Annotated in this window: 10 protein-coding genes; 3 read left to right on the forward strand and 7 right to left on the reverse strand. The window is 39.8% G+C overall.

Annotated elements, in window-relative coordinates:
• Positions 1 to 161: 161 nt before the first annotated feature.
• Positions 162 to 2,954 carry a pentapeptide repeat-containing protein gene (locus H6G57_RS12305; RefSeq protein ID WP_242048957.1) on the reverse strand — a complete coding sequence of 931 codons (2,793 nt, stop codon included), beginning with the start codon at positions 2,952 to 2,954 and terminating at the stop codon, positions 162 to 164.
• A 230-nt stretch (positions 2,955 to 3,184) separates the two neighbouring features.
• Between H6G57_RS12305 and H6G57_RS28690 the strand changes: the two genes are divergently transcribed.
• A complete protein-coding gene (locus tag H6G57_RS28690; RefSeq protein ID WP_199314232.1) occupies positions 3,185 to 4,285 on the forward strand; it encodes a HEAT repeat domain-containing protein in 1,101 nt (366 codons plus the stop codon).
• A 197-nt stretch (positions 4,286 to 4,482) separates the two neighbouring features.
• Here the strand turns inward: H6G57_RS28690 and H6G57_RS12315 are convergent, their stop codons facing one another.
• The 3 genes from H6G57_RS12315 to petC form a co-directional block, all read right to left on the reverse strand.
• Complete coding sequence (locus H6G57_RS12315; RefSeq protein WP_190518939.1) at positions 4,483 to 5,328, reverse strand: alpha/beta fold hydrolase; 846 nt, start codon at positions 5,326 to 5,328, stop codon at positions 4,483 to 4,485.
• Positions 5,329 to 5,524: 196 nt separating this feature from the next.
• Positions 5,525 to 6,481, reverse strand: a complete 957-nt coding sequence (gene petA / locus H6G57_RS12320; RefSeq protein WP_242048962.1) for a cytochrome f — start codon at positions 6,479 to 6,481, stop codon at positions 5,525 to 5,527.
• Between the two features lie 129 nt (positions 6,482 to 6,610).
• Positions 6,611 to 7,150: a cytochrome b6-f complex iron-sulfur subunit gene (gene petC / locus H6G57_RS12325; RefSeq protein ID WP_190518943.1), complete on the reverse strand. Its 540-nt coding sequence runs from the start codon at positions 7,148 to 7,150 to the stop codon at positions 6,611 to 6,613.
• A gap of 299 nt (positions 7,151 to 7,449) precedes the next feature.
• Here petC and H6G57_RS12330 point away from each other — a divergent pair, with 299 nt between their 5' ends.
• On the forward strand, positions 7,450 to 8,265 hold the full coding sequence (locus tag H6G57_RS12330) for an ABC transporter permease (RefSeq protein ID WP_375539517.1): 816 nt from the start codon (positions 7,450 to 7,452) through the stop codon (positions 8,263 to 8,265).
• A 343-nt stretch (positions 8,266 to 8,608) separates the two neighbouring features.
• Here the strand turns inward: H6G57_RS12330 and H6G57_RS12335 are convergent, their stop codons facing one another.
• The 3 genes from H6G57_RS12335 to H6G57_RS12345 all read right to left on the reverse strand — a co-directional run bounded on the left by H6G57_RS12335 (position 8,609) and on the right by H6G57_RS12345 (position 10,085).
• Positions 8,609 to 8,806, reverse strand: a complete 198-nt coding sequence (locus H6G57_RS12335; RefSeq protein ID WP_190518947.1) for a hypothetical protein — start codon at positions 8,804 to 8,806, stop codon at positions 8,609 to 8,611.
• A 290-nt stretch (positions 8,807 to 9,096) separates the two neighbouring features.
• Positions 9,097 to 9,516 (reverse strand): M48 family metallopeptidase, encoded by a 420-nt coding sequence (locus H6G57_RS12340; protein ID WP_190518949.1) that lies wholly within the window; start codon positions 9,514 to 9,516, stop codon positions 9,097 to 9,099.
• 212 nt (positions 9,517 to 9,728) lie between these two features.
• Positions 9,729 to 10,085, reverse strand: coding sequence for an iron-sulfur cluster assembly accessory protein (locus H6G57_RS12345; protein ID WP_072719424.1), 357 nt, complete (start codon positions 10,083 to 10,085; stop codon positions 9,729 to 9,731).
• A 383-nt stretch (positions 10,086 to 10,468) separates the two neighbouring features.
• On the opposite strand from H6G57_RS12345, the gene H6G57_RS12350 reads away from it, so the two are divergent.
• Entirely contained in the window at positions 10,469 to 18,538 is an 8,070-nt protein-coding gene (locus H6G57_RS12350; RefSeq protein ID WP_190518951.1) for a CHAT domain-containing protein, read from the forward strand.
• Positions 18,539 to 18,897: the final 359 nt, after the last annotated feature.

Here is an 18,897-nt window from a genome sequence, read left to right on the forward strand (position 1 = left end):
AGGGTGTCATCTGAAAATAGGACGTGTGGTGATTAATTCTTCACTCCTTCACGTCCGAAAGGCAAGTTACGAGGCGGTTTGTTGGGTACGCGGTGGCGGGCGGGGGGGTAGCAAAGTACCAGAACGTACTTGCGTTCCAATTCTCGGTGTTCGAAATCATCTCAACTTATTATAGTTGATTCGGTGAGGGTCGTCCGTGAGCATCCTGCAAATATCCAACCTTCGGGTAATATTGCCCCCGTTAGGATTACTTCTGTGCAGTTGACTTCATTGACAACAGCACCCTGGAGAGTAGCATCGGAAAGATCGACCTGTGTTAAATTTGTCCCACTCAAATTAGCATCCTTTAAGTTAGCGCGAACCAATGCTGCCATACTCAAATCAGCATCACTGAGATCTGCACGACTCAAATCACAAGAATTCAATTGAGCCTGTTGTAAATTAGTCCCAACACATTTGACTCGCTGTAGATTAGCACCTGTCAGGTTAGCTCGGCTTAAATTCGCTACTACTAATTTAGCGTAATTTAAGTTAGCATGGGTGAGGTTGGTTTGTTGAAGATTGGCTCCTATTAAATTAGCATGACTTAAATTAACTCCTGTTAAATCGAGAGCGGATAGATTTGCGCCTTGAAAATTGCGATCGCCATTCTGATATCTTCGCAGCAGTTCTCCGCCATCGGTGATGCTGATATCTCGTTGGGGGGGAAACCGTAAACGAAAGGTTAAAGTATTTCCACTTTCAATCACTCGTGCTAATTCTTCATAAAAAGGATAGGAACCTAAACCGCTTAACCTCAACCAACCCCGTGAACGAGTCATGGCGACAAATAATTGATTACGGAAATTAAGATTATTTTCAGCAATTGCAATTTGATCTAATCCCACTAAATAAACCATATCGGCTTCGTGTCCTTTGGCGCGATGAATACGAGAAATCGTTACCCCGCCTTCACACCAAAATTGATTAGCATGGGCATTATTAGAGGTGGGTTTGAGAATGTTACAGTCTGGTGTTCCAGGGATAAAAATATCAATTCCTTGCTGGATTAAACAACGAGCAATCTGGGTTTCAAGTTCTATGGCTTCCCATCCCATTCCTAAAACAATCACTAATATTTCTCGACTGGGACGTAAGCCATCAATTTTTAAGTTGTATAGAATGCGATCGCTTAAACTAATTAATTCTTCCGAACGAGAACGATAGGCTTCAAATTCAATTAATGGTTGTTTCCATAATGCTGCTATAGGATTAGGTGAGTTGTGTTCAGGACGATGAAGGGTAATGGTTTCACCCAACTTTAAAGGAGAGTTGTAGGGAGAGTTTTCGGGTTCTTTTAAGTTTGTTAATCTGACGTTATACCCGATCATTTCCCAATCTTCTGCCCACTGCATTCCGGTTAATAATCCTTGCGGACGCAATAACCCTAAACCAATGCCGTGAGCGGCTGTTAAAATGGGGGCTGGAATCCGATAGGATCGAGACATAATCTCGGTTTTTTTAATGCCGTTGCTATATTCTCCTGTAACTAATTGTCCCCACTCATCTCCAAATAATTCGCTGGCTGTTGGTACTTTTAAAGTTTCTAAACTTTGAATTTCATCATAAGCCCAAATCAAGCGTTTTTGAGGAATTTCAGGGTTATTGTCTTTTTCTCGATTAACAGGACGTAAGGCTTGCACTGCCATCCAATAAAAAGGCTGTTTTCCCTCAAATTTTAAATCTTCATCAACGATAAAATCCTGACCTTCATCTATTAAAATAGCATCAAAGATGGCGGGAATTGTTGCCGATGCTAATAAATGATAACACGCTTCTGCTAAGGCTTCATTGGCAGTTGAACGAGTGGTTTGTTGAACACTTTGGCTCCAAACTCCGGCAGCTTGACAAAGGGTACGATAAAAACCAGGTTGATCTTTTGCTCCCCAAGCATGGAGCACTTTTAATTTAGAATTCTGGGGATTATACCCAATTTGATTACAACTAAATCGCTTTAACCATTGATCAATATATTGTAAAATTGGATCATATAAACTGCGACTAAAAAATACAATGGCAATATCCCATTCAGGATGTTTTAGGTGCATTTGGGCGGCTTTTTGACACAGTAATACTGTTTTTCCTGAACCTGCAATTCCCCGAATTCGTTGGGGCCCTGGGGGGATGACCTTGGCAATTTGTTCCTGTTGTAAATCTAGTTCAGAAACCCGTTTTCTAGCAATAGCTAACACCGCACTGCGGGTTAAAGCAGGTTCTAAGTTATCCCAATTTGTTAAGAAAAAGCGACGACTGGGTGGACGAAATAAGGGTGTTCCACTAATGACGGCTTTTAATAGTGCCCATTGTTCGGAGGAAAGTTCACTTCCCGGCGTGACTAACGGTGCATTCTCAATTTTTTCAATTAAACTAGAGTGTTGACCGTTGACGGGTGAAGGTTCCGAGAAAAAGGGTGTGTTTGCTGTAAACCCTAGATCTTCTTGAAATAGAATAGGAGGAGAACTGGGCAACCGATCAAATCCCCGGTGTTGCCATTGAGAGTGAAGAATGCGAGGTAAGGCGACGAGGACACGACCGGGAACTTGATGATGCAGGCTCTCTTCTAAGTTGCAATAGTCCAGTAGGGCAAAGAGTTGATGTTCTGCCTGTTGATAGGGGTTCGCCCGGGTGGTATAAAAGTTTTGGAGTTGCCAGTGATGACCTGTAATTCCTAGAATTTGCTCAATTGTTATTGATTTCACTTCAATAATAATTAATCCCAATTCTGCATCTACGATTAATATATCTGGTTCTTTCCGAAAGGTTCCCAATTTTTTCGAGAAAATCGGAAACTGCCAATAGGCAATACAATCTCGTGGCTCAAAGCTTCGGCAAATCGCCATCCAGACTTGAGATTCGGCTTTTTCTCCTGCTATAAACAGGGGCTCAGTGGTAATAAATTTACGATCTGGGGACAAGGGGACAAGGGGATGGGGGGACAAGGGTTAACGCTCAACTTTCCCTAGTTCTACCTTAAAATCTGGGGAAAAGGGTGATTTTTTGGAAGATAATGACCCTTAAGCAAGACTCTTGCAACAACAGGACATCTTGGGACACTAGCCCTAAAATTGTTTCTGACACCATTTTGATGATCTAGGTTTTGACCTCCCTCGGTGTGTCAACTTATTCACAAACTCAGTTGAGTCTCATGGCTCCTTTTTATCGCCTGACCTTATTTATATTCGCTTGTATTGCCTACTGCGGTGGAACGTTCTGCTTCAGTGGAGGTGCGGTTGCGAAGGTTGAGACCGAAACCCAACATCTCACAGACACAAACGGCTATCTCTTTACCCGACCCCTCACGGCTGGGTCTGATTTAGAGCGTGCTGCTGTGTCCCGGCAAGTTGCCCAAAATAACCCTGAAAAACCGCCAGCCAAAGAGCCTAAAAAACCGCCGAAACCTAAAAAATCATCTTTCCGCTTCCCCTCAAAGATGTTAATTCTAGGGGTAGGAGCTTTTGTGATTACGCTCGGAGCTATTTTAATCTTAATTCGGCTGATGAGTCCTCCTAATGAGGAGGAGGGTACGGTGGTGGATATTGAGGCGCAAACGGTTCCAGAAAATCTTCCTGAACCCCCCCAATCCCCCCCGCCATCGGTGGAGGTTGCCATTACCCAGGGACAGATGCAAGTTTCTCCCACGGTTCTGCAACGGTCACAGCCTCCGGCGCCTGTGGAACAGAATGGTTATGGAGACGCGACGTTACGGGTTTCTCCTCCCGTACTGCCATCGGACAAACCGACGACCTCTGAAAACCCCCTAGGGGCGAATATCCCCGTAACGGATACGGTGAATCTTAATCCACAGTCCGATGGACTGAAACTTGATCCCCAGGACAAATGGATTAATGATTTAAAACAGACCAGTCCTGATATTAGAAGTAATGCAATTTGGGAACTGGCGCAAGCAGGAGATTCGAGGGCGATTCAACCGTTATTGGAGTTATTAATTTATTCGGATTCTAATCAACGTAGTTTAGTTTTAGCTGCTCTCTCAGAAATAGGAACTCGCACGTTAAAACCCCTGAGTCGCGCCTTAAGTTTGTCTCTCCAAGATGAAAATGCTGAAGTTAGAAAAAATGCTATTCGAGATTTAACCCGAATTTATGATTTAGCAACACAAATGAATCAAATCTTACAACGAGCTATGGATGATCCTGATCCTGAAGTTAAAGAACTGGCTAAATGGGCAACTAATCGATTAAGCCGCCTCCGTTCTGTTTCGACCCACGATGAACCTCCGAGTTGAAGGTAAGGCGGTAGAACAGGGAATTTCAAGTTAGTTTTTTCTGAAAAAAATTATAGCAACCGCCCAAGCTTTGTTAGGACATAGACTGATGCTCAAACCTACAGGGTAAACTCTTCTCCTCCCTATTCGTAATTCGTAATTCGTAATTCGTAATTCGTAATTCGTAATTCGTAATTCGTAATTCCCTGTTCCCCGCTCTAAACCACCGTTTTCCGCAAAAATAAGATTAAAGCTTCACTAATTTCTTGAGGCCAATGTTCTTGGGGATAATGTCCGGCTTTTTCTAATGTCACAATTTCAGCCCCAGAAATTCCGTTTGCAAAGGTTTCCACATCGGTAAAGTCTAACCAAGGATCGATTAATCCCCAAATAATTTGAGTCGGATGATGCCAATTTTTAAACCCAGATTCAATTTCTGTTAGGGCATCTTTTAACCGTAAATTTTTTAAGGTTGCTAAGAGCGATCGCCCCGCCGCCGAAGCTTTTAAAAACGGACTGCGATAAACTTCTAAAACTTTATCCTCAATCACATATTTACTGCCACCTTCCAAGGTTCGATCCACTAATAAGGGATCTTGAGTGATCATATCCCCGACAAACGGTAACGCCATTTGCTGTAATTTCCAGGGGAGTTTAGCTGATGTGGAAATAGGAGTATTGAGAATAATTAGTTTTTCAATTTTTTCAGGATAACGTAAAGCATATTGTAATCCCATTGAACCTAAAAAACCTTGCACAACTAAATGAAACTTTTCTATTTTTAATTGTTCTAAAAATCCTCCTAACCCTTGAATAAACGCATCAGGAGTATAAGCAAAATCTCGTTTATCTGGTTTTCCTGAATATCCCGATCCAATCCAGTCCGGTGCGATCGCTTTATATCCTTGTTTTTCTAATTCATCCATAATCACCAACCAACTGTAGCTTTGAGAAACTAATCCATGCAATAACACCACAGGAATTTTATCAGTTGTTTCGGGATTTGTTTCCCGATAAAACCACTCTAAAGAGCCAACTTTGATTTCGTTTTTAGTAATTGACATAATATAGCAGGGAACAGGGAACAGGGAACACTTCGACAGGCTCAGTGCTTCGCAGGGAATAGGGAATATTACCCCTTCGTAATTCGTAATTCGTAATTCGTAATTCGTAATTCGTAATTACCCACTTAAAAAAAGTTGTAGAGACGTTAAATTTAACGTCTCTACAAAGGGTGAAATCATGAAAATGACTCAAAATTTAGAAGTTCATTTCAGCTGCTTGAACTTTCTCAATCTGTTTCTTCTTCATCACCAACATAACTTGAGTTAACATCACCAAGGCGATAAACGCAATTAACCCGGTAACGCGAGTGGAACTTTGCAGAACGATTTCGGTATCATGTTGACCAAAGCCACCCACGTTGGGGTTATCGGTTAAAGCATCACCGACGGCGACAGTTTGGCCTTCAGACACAATCACAGAAGGGCCAGGAGGAATTTCATCGACAACGGTTTGACCGTCCGCCGTTTGAATGGTAACTTGAGAACCCGATCCCTCTTCAGAGGTCACTTGGGTAATGGTTCCAGCAACGGAAGCTTTATAAAGCGTATTATTGCTAGAATTTCCAGCCGGATAGACTTGACCGCGACCCCGGTTTCCGCCGACATGAATCGCAAATTTACCATAGTGAACGGATTTATCCGTTGCAGGGTCAGGAGACAACACCGGGAAGATAATTTCCTGATGTTCTTCTCCAGGTAAGGGCCCGACAATGACCACATTTTCTTGATCTTCGCGATAGGGTTGGAAATAAAGATCCCCAATTTCCTCTTTCCATTCTTCAGGAATGCGATCTTCAGGAGCAATCTTAAAGCCTTCGGGGAGCATTAACACTGCACCGACGTTTAAACCGCCTTTGCTACCATCTCCGAGAACTTGCTGAACGTTGGTATCGTAAGGAATTTTAACAACGGCTTTAAAAACAGTATCCGGTAGAACGGAATGGGGAACTTCAATTTCTGTCTGCTTTGCAGCTAGGTGACAGTTCGCACAAACAATTCGTCCCGTCGCTTCACGGGGAGTTAAGGGAGCCGTTTCTTGCGCCCAAAAAGGATAAGCCGCTGCTGACTGGGGTAGGGCAAAATCACTGGTTAGGAAGAAAGCAACCGTTGCTACGACAACCCAAAGGATTTTCCAAGCCCGCAAACGAGGCATTTTTACTAATTGATCAATTGGTTGCATTACTATTGTTCTATTTCTGGTCAAAGTCAACAGAATCAATCATCACAGATTTTAGATTTCAGATGTTGATCTAAAATCCAAAATCCTTGTATCTAAAATTTATTAAGACCACCAGGGATTTTCACCCGTGCGGAAGTCGGTTTCTGTCCAAGTCGTAAAGCTCAATTTGTCATCCGCAACAGTGGCGTGAACCAATGCTAAGGATAAGGGGGCTGGCCCACGAACGACTTTACCCGCCGCGTCATATTGAGAACCGTGACAGGGACACATAAATTTGTTTTCGCTGTTGTTCCAAGGCACAACACACCCTAAGTGGGTACAAACGGCGTTAATTCCATAGTCCGCTAAAGTAGCATCGCCTTCTACCACCATGTAGGTCGGATCGCCTTTTAAACCTTGAGCTAAAACGCGATCGCCGGGTTTATGGGTGGATAAAAATTCACTGACGATAACATCGTTACCCAGAGCATCTTTAGCCGTAACGCCACCGCCTGCGGCACCACTAGCGGGAGGCAGAAGATATTTGACAAACGGATACAGCACACCCAGAGCAACGCCTGTGGCTGAACCGAAGGTCAGTAAGTTCATGAATTGACGACGCCCCATGCTTGGAACATCAGGGTTCGAGGAAATTTGAGTCATCTCAACCTTACTGGAGAACGGAAACCGCGATGTTTTAACTCGCGGAGGAAGTTTTACGCGCAGTTTAAAAACTGCGTCCCCTGTTTGGGGGGTGAATAGTAAGCATTATCACATTATTTGCACCCATGTTTATCGGGTGTTGACGGTTGAGGTGTTGGCTGTTGACGGTTGAGGTGTTGACTGTCTCGCTCTGTGGCTTTTTTTGGTAATCTAATCTCAAATACAAGATCCTAAATTGAATGAGTGTTACATCTTTTCGCCCTTTGAGAGAGTTTCGTGTTCCTTCGGTATCAACGGCTATGACCTTTTGTGGATTAGTCATCACAATTTTATTTTTATTAATTGCAATATTATCGCCCTTATTTTCAACTTGGGGATGGATACAAAGTCCTACAGAATTTCTGTCTAATCCTATCCATCAACCGCCTTCTCCTCAACATTGGTTGGGAACCAGTCGTTTAGGATATGATGTCTTTTCTCGAACGTTATTTGGAACTCAAGTTGCTTGGAAAGTGGTGTTATTAGCAACCCTTTTGAGTGTGGGAATTGGTGTGCCTTTGGGAATGGTGAGTGGATATTTAGGCGGAAAAATAGATCGGGTTTTATTATTTTTAATGGATACGATTTATACGTTACCTGGATTATTACTTTCCATTACTTTAGCATTTGTTGTTGGCAAAGGGGTTTTAAATGCAGCGCTGGCTTTAAGTGTCGCTTATGTTCCTCAATATTATCGAGTGGTTCGTAATCATACAACTTCGGTTAAAACCGAGTTATTTATTGAAGCCGCCCAAGCGTTAGGCGCAAATACCTGGACAATTTTAACTCGTTATTTATTTTTAAATGTCATCCAAAGTGTTCCGGTATTATTTACATTAAATGCGGCGGATGCAATTTTAACGTTAGGAGGATTAGGATTTTTAGGGTTAGGTTTACCGGATGAAGTTCCCGAATGGGGTCATGATTTAAGAATCGCCTTAGAAGCCTTACCTACAGGGATTTGGTGGACAACTTTATTTCCGGGTTTAGCGTTAACTATTATGGTCGTTGGTTTATCTCTATTAGGAGAAGGATTAAATGATTTTCTTAATCCTCGTCTTCGCAATCAACGTTAACCAAATCAGAATATTTCCCCTCTTCATCATCCCCTAAAAAAATAGCTGTCCTGGATTAAGTGGGACAGCTTTGAAAATCAAGAATTTTTATATGAAATCCCTAAATGTTTGCTACAAATCCCCCCTGTAGAGACGTTGCATGCAACGTCTCTACAGGGGGGTTGGGGGGGATCATCTGTAGCGTTCATAATGGGATTTCATATTACTTTTTAAATTTTGATTAAAACACTGTTTTTTACCCTAAAAAAATTATCTCCCGCTAATCCTGGTGAATGTAACGGGAGTCAAGAACGCTGTAATTTAGATAGGGTTTTTATTCTAAGCACACTTAAGATGGCTTGAATCACGATTCTACCGTTTCCTCCGAAACTTCTGTATCTAAGTTATCAGGATCAACGTAATAACAAACAGTATCATCAACGCAGATCAAGGCCCAGCCCGATTCATCAATTGTTTTCAATTTATAGGCTCCTTGTTTAACAAAAAAGCCTTTGTGGTTGCGGGTTTCAGGTTTGACATAAACTTGGCTATCCATAGTCATCTCATCTCCTTATTTATTATCAATTTTTTGTGAACGGTTGATTATGATTGTTAATGACTGAAGTTACCAAATACTATCACTGTTTTCCGCTTTTGTTTATGAATTTATGTAATTTTTTGTTACATTTTCTCAATACTTCCTAAGAGTTCCTGGATTTTTAGCCCTTTTCAGTCATTAACAGCCATTTTCCCCCAATTCACCGCAACCGAAATTTCTCAAATATTGTCTTAGTTTCTGTGCATAATTACCTAGATTATTTCATCAGATACACAAAAATAGGTAAAAGTTCCTTAACCTCCAAACAACCATTGTTTAACTTTTATTAAGGATTTCCAATCCGGTTTGCGAGTTAATCCATCTTCAAAATTTTTAGTGATTTCCTGCTGCCAATCCGTATCGACTAATACCAGTTGACTCGCAAGTTCAACGTGGGAACGCACCCCGGTTTTCCCTAACTCCAACATCGCCGTCGCCAAATTCACTCTGGCTTGAGGATCATGGGGATTGAGTTTAACGGCTGATTTCGCTGCGTTATAAGCTAATTTGGGTTTATCTGCTAACAAATATAACCACGCTAAACTTGTCCAAGCATTACTATTTTTAGGAGCCTGATTACAAATTTCTTTAAACACCGGAATCAAGGTTTCTGGGTCTTCACCCGCTTGATACCGTTCAAAACCGTCCTTAAATAATTCTTCTGGAGTTGCCATGAGTCGTTGTACATTCAAAATATAGCGATAGGCTAAACCGGGTGATTTCTGCCGGATTCATGACTGATCGCAAATTGCCAACCTTTAATTTTAATCTAAAACGCGAAAGCCGTCTATAAAAATTTTTATAATTCAGACAGAAACCGAGTTTCTGAATCAGAAAGGTTGATGGTCATCAAACAACAACTGCTAGAAACCCGGTTTCTTAACTCTTAGGTCGCAAAGGATTTACCACAACCACAGGTTTGAGTGGCTTGAGGATTGGTAAACTGGAACCCACCCCCAATCAAAGCATCTGTATAATCGAGGACTAGGCCGTAAATGTAGAGTAAGCTTTTGCGATCGCAAACCACCTGAAACCCTTCATAATCAAAGACTTCATCATCCTCGCGAATGGTGCTAGGGTCAGCAAAATCCATTAAATATGACATTCCAGAACAACCGCCTTGGCGGACTCCCACCCGCAGACAAAGATCTTTTCCTTGCTTTTCGCGCAGAAATTGAACTTGCTTAATCGCTGATTCCGTCATCTGAACCCCTTGGGTTGGGGTTTGAGTCGCTTGTGTCATGGGTTGGCCTGACTCCTTTTGTAATGTTTTAAACTGATCAAAAAATAATGGCGTTTTGATCCGGTTTCTGTATTACTGAATATTTTATCGCAGACAACAGCATCCTTGCAGCACTTGAGCTTTCTGATCTTGGCACTAAACCTCAATCCTGGACTTTTTTCTAACCAACAGGCTTAATGTAGGATCGCGATCGCTTTTAATTGATTGTAACTTTTGTTTAAAAAATGGAAACTTTTATCAATTTTTGAATTGAACATTTTTGGCTCAAATCTCTAATAAATAAGGCTTTCAAGCGTTTTGATAAAAAACCTCTATTTTTCTGGCAATGATAGATTATTAATTAGAGATCAGTTTCCTGATTTGTTAGCTCCCGGTACAAATTTATGAACAGTGCGAATAGACAGCCTACTTTCAAGGTTTTGTCTTCTATTTTCGTGGGCTTTTTCCTCAGCGCGAATCCCGGTTTAACTCAACCCATTACCCCCGCTAACGACGGCACAAATACGATTATTACTCCCAATGGCAATCAATTTAATATTAATGGGGGAACTCGTTCAGTAGATGGGAATAATTTATTTCATAGTTTTGAAAGGTTTGGTTTAGAACCCGGACAAATTGCTAACTTCCTTTCTGACCCTGCTATTCGCAACATTTTAGGACGAGTCACCGGAGGAGAAGCTTCAATTATTCAAGGGTTGATTCAAATTACGGGGGGAAATTCTAACTTATTTTTAATGAACCCTGCGGGAATTATTTTTGGTGCAGGTGCAAGTTTAAATGTTCCGGCTGATTTTACCGCGACAACGGCTACGGGAATTAGTTTTAATAATAATTGGTTTAATGTTAGTGGTAATACCGATTATAACAGTTTTAACGGAAATCCAAGCGGTTATGCTTTTGCGGTGACTCAACCCGGAGTGATTCTCAATGAAGGAAATTTAACGTTATCTTCCGGTCACAATTTAACCTTATTGGGAGGAACTGTTATTAATACGGGGGAACTTTCTACACCCGAAGGAACTATTAATATTGTTGCGGTTGAAGGCGATAGTTTAGTTCGGATTTCTCAAGAAGGACAATTGCTGAATTTAGAAGTTTCTCCTTTGAATTTAACGACCCCAGAATCAACCATTACCCCCTTAACATTACCCCAATTATTAACGGGGTCTAAAGCTTATAGTGCCACAAATGTAACAGTTAATGATCAGGGTCAGGTGATTTTAACGGGTTCTAATACGATTATTCCAGAACAATCGGGAGTTGCGATCGCTTCTGGGGATATGAAAGGAAATATTGTCCTACAAGCGGATAATGATATTACGGTCAATGAAACTATAGAAACCAGTGAATCTGTCGAATTAAAAGCGGGACGAAGTATTAATATTAATGCTGATATTAATAGGACTGAAGGTAATGGAGATATTATAATTCAGGGAAATTTTGATAAGGGAAATGCAGAAAATCGAGCCGAAGGTGCAGCCAATATTAATCAACAAGATGGAACTACTTTAAATGCAGCAAGTGGCAATATTTTAATTGAGTTAGGGAAATTAGGAGAAGTTGGAGATATTAATTTAGCCAATATTAATACAACAGGGGAAGTTGTTGTTAATGCTAATGGCGGTAATATTAATCGAGTTTCAGAAGATTCTTTAATTATTGGTGCTAATGCTCTATTTAAAACGACAGAAACCGGAGGAATTGGAACGGAAACTGAACCCTTAAGAATTCAAGCAAATAATTTAGAAGCGATATCAGGAAGCGGGGGAATATTTGTTGATGCTTTGCAAGGATTAACAATTGGGGGTGTGGATGATAACATCAAAGGACTTTCAACTCAGAATGGGGGTGATATTGTTCTGAATGTTGACGGAGATTTAACCGTTAATGAAGTTATTTCAACTCAATTCACCAAGAATCAAGATGCTGGAGATATTACGATTATAACTCAGGGAAATTTTAATAGTTCTCAAGCTCCAATTATTAGCGATCCTTCGTTTGTTGATTGGGAAAATGGAGAAAATTGGGAAAATTTAGGAGATGGGGGAAATGTAACGATTAAAGCTGATGGCAATATTATTGCAAGTGATATTTATTCCTCTTCAAATCAGGGAAATGGAGGAGATATTAACCTTGACAGTCAAAATGGTTATATTGATACTAGCTTAGGAGGGTTAAGCTCTTCTTCCTATGGAGATGGAGGAAATATCAATTTAACGTCTAATGGTAATATTATTATAAATAATATTGATTCTTCTTCAATTAAAAATGGAGGAAATATTAACCTTGAAAGTACAAATGGTTACATTAGCTTAGGAGGTTTAAAATCTTATTCTTTGGAAGGAGAGGGTGGAAAGATCAATTTAACGGCTAATGGTAATATTACTACAGGTGAAATTAATTCCTATTCAGAGAATGGAAATGGAGGAGATATTAGCCTTGAAAGTACAAATGGTTATATTGATACTAGCTTAGGATGGTTAACCTCTGGTTACAGATTTTTTGGAAGAGATGGAGGCAACATTAATTTAACAGCTTATGGAAATATTATTACAAATAATATTTATTCTTTTTCAGACAATGGAAATGGAGGAAATATTACCCTTAAAAGTACAAATGGCAATATTGATACTAGCTTAGGATCGTTAATTTCTTATTCCTGGCTCTGGGAACAAGAAACAGATGGAGGAAAGATCAATTTAACGGCTAATGGTAATATTACTACAAATTCCATTGATTCTTATTCATATCAGGGAAGTGGAGGTGATATTAACCTTGAAAGTAAAAATGGTTATATTGATACTCACTCAGGAGATTTAAACTCTTCTTCTGACGGAGGAGGAAATGGAGGAAACATTAACTTAAATGCTAAAGGTATTGTCATTACAGGTAATATTTATGCAGGTGGGAATACACAAGGTGGAGATATTGCTCTGACCAGTCGTTTTAATGACGTGGTAACGTTAGGCAACTTGGTGCGTGGATCATCAAAAGCCACTATTAGTGCGTTTGGTAATATTGACTTAGGAACAATCACAGGAGATAGCATCAATTTAAGTCCTGATGACAATAATTTAGATCCCAAAGATGGGGAAGTTCAACTACAAGCTCATAATGATATTACCATTCGAGAACCTCTAAATCTTGAGCAAGTTTCTAACTTAGAAATTCGAGCCGGACGCAATATTAATATTAAGGCAGATATCGATACTTCTGAAGGAAATGGTAATATCTTTTTACAAGCGAATGACAAAGGTGCTGAAGCGAGTTTACGAGGGGAAGGAACCGGAAATATTATTATGGCAGAGGGAACAACCCTGAATGCGGGTAGTGGAGATATTACCCTGCAATTAGGAAATTTTGGAGATGAAAGTAATATCGGTAATATTATTATTAATAACCTTGAAACAACAGGAAATATAACCGTTAATGCTCTAGGAGGGAATATTTTACAAAGTTCTCCCAGTGCATTAATTCAAGCTGAAAATGCGATTTTTCAAACAAACGAAACAGGGGAAATGGGTCAATCTGAAAACCCTATCCGTTTAGATGTTAATTATTTAGAAGCCGTTACAGGACAAGGAGGAGCCTATTTCTACTCACCCCAAGGTAATCTAAATATAGGAGGAGCTAATTCTTTGTTACGTGGAATTACTGCTTTTGAAGGGGGTGATATTGAACTCCAAGTTGGGGGTGATCTTAAAGTACAAGAACCCCTGATTACAAATCGGGGTAATATTACTTTAAATGCAGAAGGTTCTATTAATACAACACAAGCTGATATTAGTTCTTCTTCATATAACGGCAATGCCGGAAATATTATGCTGTCGGCAAGGGGTGATATTCACACTGGTTCTATTTCTTCATCTTATTATTCTGAGAACTCTGACACAGGTGATGCCGGAAATATCAAAATCGAAAGTACCACAGGTTCTATTAATACAACACAAGGTAATATTAGTTCTTCTTCAAATTCATATAACAGCACTGCCGGAAATATTACACTGTCGGCAGGGGATGATATTCAAACAGGTTATATTTCTTCATCAATCTATGGCGCAGGTGATGCCGGAAATATCAAAATCGAAAGTACCGCAGGTTCTATTAATACAACACAAGGTGATATTAGTTCTTCTTCATCTACTGGCAATGCTGGAAATATTACGCTGTTAGCAAGCGGTGATATTCAAACAAGTAATATTCATTCATCAAGCGCTTTCCTCGGTAATGCCGGAAATATCCAAATTGAAAGTACGGCAGGTTCTATTAATACAACACAAGGTGATATTAGTTCTTTACAAGGTGATATTACTTCTTCTTCATTGTCATATGACGGTGCTACCGGAAATATTACACTGTCGGCAGAGGGTGATATTCAAACTGGTTTTATTAATTCATCAATCTATACCACAGGTGATGCCGGAAATATCAAAATCGAAAGTACCGCAGGTTCTATTAATACAACACAAGGTGATATTAGTTCTTCTTCATCTGGTGGCAATGCTGGAAATATTACACTGTCAGCAAGCGGTGATATTCAAACAGGTTCTATTTCTTCATTCAGCGATGGCACAGGTGATGCCGGAAATATCAAAATCGAAAGTACCGCAGGTTCTATTGATACAACACAAGGTGATATTATTTCTGCTTATAATGGAAATGCCCAAAATATTACACTGTCGGCAAGGGGTGATATTCAAACAGGTTCTATTTCTTATTTATCAAGCGATGGCACAGGTGATGCCGGAAATATCAAAATCGAAAGTACCGCAGGTTCTATTGATACAACACAAGGTGATATTACTTCTTCTTCTTGGAGTGGCAATGCTGGAGATATTATTCTATCGGCTAAAAATAATATTATTACAGCGAATATTTATTCCTTGATTTCGCAAAATAGTGACTTCAATGTTGATGATTCTCAAGGAAATGCAGGGAATATTATATTAGAAAGTCGTGATGGGAGTATTGATACAACATCAGGTTACATTTTTTCATCTTCTCCCAATGGAAATTCAGGAAGTATTAGCCTTTCTGCTTTGGGTGATATTCGGACTGGTAAGATTGATGTTTTATCGGCTTTTAATATAACGTTTGAACCTAACCCTAATCCAGAAATTCCTACACCTCCTGTGATGGTGATAGATTTTGATCATCCAATTTCACGAACCAGTGGACTTGCTGGGGATATTTCAATTAGTAGTACAAACGGAAGTATTAATACAACAGGTGGTGCAATTAACTCTCAATCTCCCGATGGTTCAGGGAATATTATCCTTAATGCGAATGGTGATATTACAACAGGTTTAATGACTGCGGCTGCTTTAAATTCTTCTAAAGCAACAACAGGAGGAGATGTTACGATTAACAGTGATGCAGGAAATATTAATATTACCCAAAATTTAGAAACATTCTCAGAAAAAGGAACGGCTGGAAATGTTAACCTCAACACATCAGGAGGGAATATTACCACTCAAGAAATTCTATCGAATGGTGATCAACAAGGTGGTAATATTACGATTGGAAGTAGCGATACTAACGCCATTAATCTGCAAGGTTCCTTAACCACTTTATCTGAAAATGGAATTGCTGGGGATGTTAACCTTACGGCTAATAATGGAATTACCATTAATAGCATTAATTCAACAGGGTTACAACAAGGCGGTAATCTTGAAATTATTTCAAAAAATGGTAATATTGATGCTACAGGAGGCAATTTAGAAACCTTATCAACACAAGGAACAGCCGGAAATGTCATCCTCAGCACATCGGGAAATATTACCACTCAAGCAATTGAATCAAATGGATATGAACAAGGCGGTAATATTACCATTGGAAATGGCGATACTAACGCCATTAATCTACAAGGTTCCTTAACCACTTTATCTGAAAAGGGGATAGCTGGAGATGTTAATCTCACGGCTAATGAGGGAATTACAGTTAATGGCATTCATTCAGAAGGATTACAACAAGGGGGAAATATTGAAATTTTTGCTGAGAATGGGAATATTGATGCGACGAGAAATAATTTAGAAACTTTTTCTGAGGAAGGAATTGCTGGAAATGTTACGTTAAACGCTATCGGTTCTGTTAATACCAGTAATATTACTTCATTCGGCTCTACTGAAAGCGGAGATGTCACCATTACCAGTGGTAGTATTATAACAGGAAATATTACAACCCAATCCGATAACGGCCCCTCTGGAAATATTTTCCTCAATTCTATTGCACTTCAAGGCAATATTGAATCTGCTAATCTTTCTTCTATTGGTAACACCCAATCTGGAGATATTACCATTAAAGCTGAGGATGGTTCTATTCAAACTGAAAATATTGGTTCCCAGTCAGAAGCAGGAGATTCTGGAAATGTTAATGTTAACGGTGGGGATGATGTAACAACAGATAATATTACCACCCAAGGGGAAACAGGAAGTGGCGATGTTAATGTGAATAGTCAAGAAGGTTCTGCTACGACGGAAGATGTGACTTCCAGTTCTAATAACGGCAATTCTGGTAATATTAATGTGGATGCTGCGAATGATATTAAAACAGACAATATTACCACCCAAGGAGAAGCTGGGAGCGGAGATATTAATATTAATAGTCAACAAGGTTCTGCTACGACCGCAGATGTGACTTCCATTTCTAATTCAGGAGATAGTGGGAATGTTAATATTCAAGCTTCAGAAGAGATTAATTTGGGAAATGTCCAAACTCTAGCAGGGGAAAATAGCGGTAATATTAATATTGATTCTACTAACGGGGGCGTGAATGCCGGAAATATAGAAAGTATTGCGGAAACAGGAAGTTCTGGGAATATTGATATTAATGCTCAAAATAATATTGAAGTCGGAAAGATCATAACAAATGGAGCCATCAGTAGTGGAAGTGTTAACCTCAATAGTGAAGCAGGAGAAATTAATCATCAAGGAATCCAAATTGGCAATAATTTACCTAACTCTTCCATTGATAGTATTAACAATACTCCCGCTTCTGTTTTGACTCAGCCTGCTCAAAATTTCCCTGATAACTCTTCAAATAGTGCTAATAATACATCAACTACTCAAATTCCAGAAAACTCTACTCTTGTCAGCACAGAAAACTCTACTCTTGTCAGCACAGAAAACTCTACTCTTGTCAGTGCAGAAAACTCTACTCTTGTCAGTAATAGCTTTCATGAAAATTTTGATTTAGCTCAACAAAATTTACAACTGAATAGTTATAGTTCTTTCATCACGGAAATGAACGCAGCATTTCTGGAAGTTGAACAAAATCGCACCCAGGAATTCAAAACTTACTTAGGAGAAGGATTTTCTAATCTTTTGGTAACAACAGCCAGTGTCCGAAATGTCTTAAAAACGATTCAGGAGCAAACTGGAAATCATTCAGCAGTGGTTTATGTGTCTGTTAAACCTCAACAAATAGAACTCATTGTATTTGATGCAACGGGTCAGCCACACTTACAAACTGTTCCTGTTTCACAAGATGAATTATTAAAGGTAAAACGGGAATTTATGGAAACCATTACTTCTCCTCGTTTCCGTGAATCTGATGCTTACCTCGCTCCGGCTCAAAAACTCTATCAATGGTTAATTCAACCCATAGAAGCTCATCTGAAAGAGGCAAAAATTGATACTCTACTATTAAGTATGGATTCAGGATTACGCGGTTTACCTATTGCAGCCTTACACGATGGAAAACAGTTTTTAGTTGAAAAATATAGCTTGAGTTTAATTCCCAGTATTAGTTTAATGGATACTCAATATCGTAGTGTCGAGGATGCACCTGTATTAGGAATGGGCGCAAGTGAATTTATTGATGAGCAAGCCTTACCTGCGGTTCCCTTAGAGTTAGCGATTATTACGGAAAAATTACGGAAAGGTCAAAGCTTTCTTAATGAAGAATTTACCAAAAATAATCTAATAAAACAGCGTCAAACTTATCCTTATCGGATTGTGCATTTAGCAACTCACACAGAGTTTTTACCGGGAAGTTTAGAGCATTCTTATATTCAATTGTGGCAGGATGAGAAGCTCTATTTTAATCAATTTCGACAATTAAAATTGAATAATCCCCCGGTAGATTTATTAGTCTTATCTTCTTGTCGAACTGCTATTGGTAATGAACAAGCCGAATTAGGGTTTGCGGGATTAGCGGTACAAACGGGGGTGAAGTCGGTCTTAGCAAGTTTGTGGTATGTTAACGATCAAGGAACATTAGGGTTAATGAGTGAGTTTTATACCCATCTCAATCAAAGCCCGATTAAGGCAGAAGCATTAAGACAGGCGCAAATTTCGATGATTCAAGGTCAAGCCAACATTGAACTTGAGGCGTTACAAGGATCTTCTATACAAGTGGATGAAAAGTCCCCGATTCAGTTACCTGACATGAACCGGGATTTTTCCCATCCCTACTATTGGTCAGGGTTTACAATGGTTGGGAGTCCTTGGTAAAAGCTAAGGGTAAGATTTTGGCTCTCCTACCCCAAAGTGACAAAGTTTTCAGGAATTTTTCTTTTGACACTCACCGACCTAAAGGTACGGTGATTCTTGGGCTGAATCTTGCCTCTACCAGGAATGCCAGTTTTGGTCTTACAGTTTCATGTCTAGTCCGACTACACCTTTTACAGCAAGCACTCTTAAAGACTACTCCCCAAGCGTAAATTTGGGTATGCCCTACCCTATTTGATTTTTTTTACTCTCCCACCTATGCCATATTTTTTAGAGGGCACTCAGGTATTGGGGCAACCCATGAGGGCTGGTGACATTAGTTTTTATACAGCGTGTGAGTTCGTATGCCACGACTACATCTA

It is taken from the genome of Planktothrix sp. FACHB-1365 (assembly GCF_014697575.1).
Lineage (GTDB): Bacteria > Cyanobacteriota > Cyanobacteriia > Cyanobacteriales > Microcoleaceae > Planktothrix.

Coding starts and splice junctions, on each gene's coding strand:
- H6G57_RS12340 (WP_190518949.1), bottom strand. CDS start 9,516: ATGGCAACTCCAGAAGAATTATTTAAGGACGGTTTTGAACGGTATCAA.
- H6G57_RS28690 (WP_199314232.1), top strand. CDS start 3,185: ATGGCTCCTTTTTATCGCCTGACCTTATTTATATTCGCTTGTATTGCC.
- H6G57_RS12350 (WP_190518951.1), top strand. CDS start 10,469: ATGAACAGTGCGAATAGACAGCCTACTTTCAAGGTTTTGTCTTCTATT.
- H6G57_RS12345 (WP_072719424.1), bottom strand. CDS start 10,085: ATGACACAAGCGACTCAAACCCCAACCCAAGGGGTTCAGATGACGGAA.
- H6G57_RS12330 (WP_375539517.1), top strand. CDS start 7,450: ATGACCTTTTGTGGATTAGTCATCACAATTTTATTTTTATTAATTGCA.
- H6G57_RS12315 (WP_190518939.1), bottom strand. CDS start 5,328: ATGTCAATTACTAAAAACGAAATCAAAGTTGGCTCTTTAGAGTGGTTT.
- petA (WP_242048962.1), bottom strand. CDS start 6,481: ATGCCTCGTTTGCGGGCTTGGAAAATCCTTTGGGTTGTCGTAGCAACG.
- petC (WP_190518943.1), bottom strand. CDS start 7,150: ATGACTCAAATTTCCTCGAACCCTGATGTTCCAAGCATGGGGCGTCGT.
- H6G57_RS12335 (WP_190518947.1), bottom strand. CDS start 8,806: ATGACTATGGATAGCCAAGTTTATGTCAAACCTGAAACCCGCAACCAC.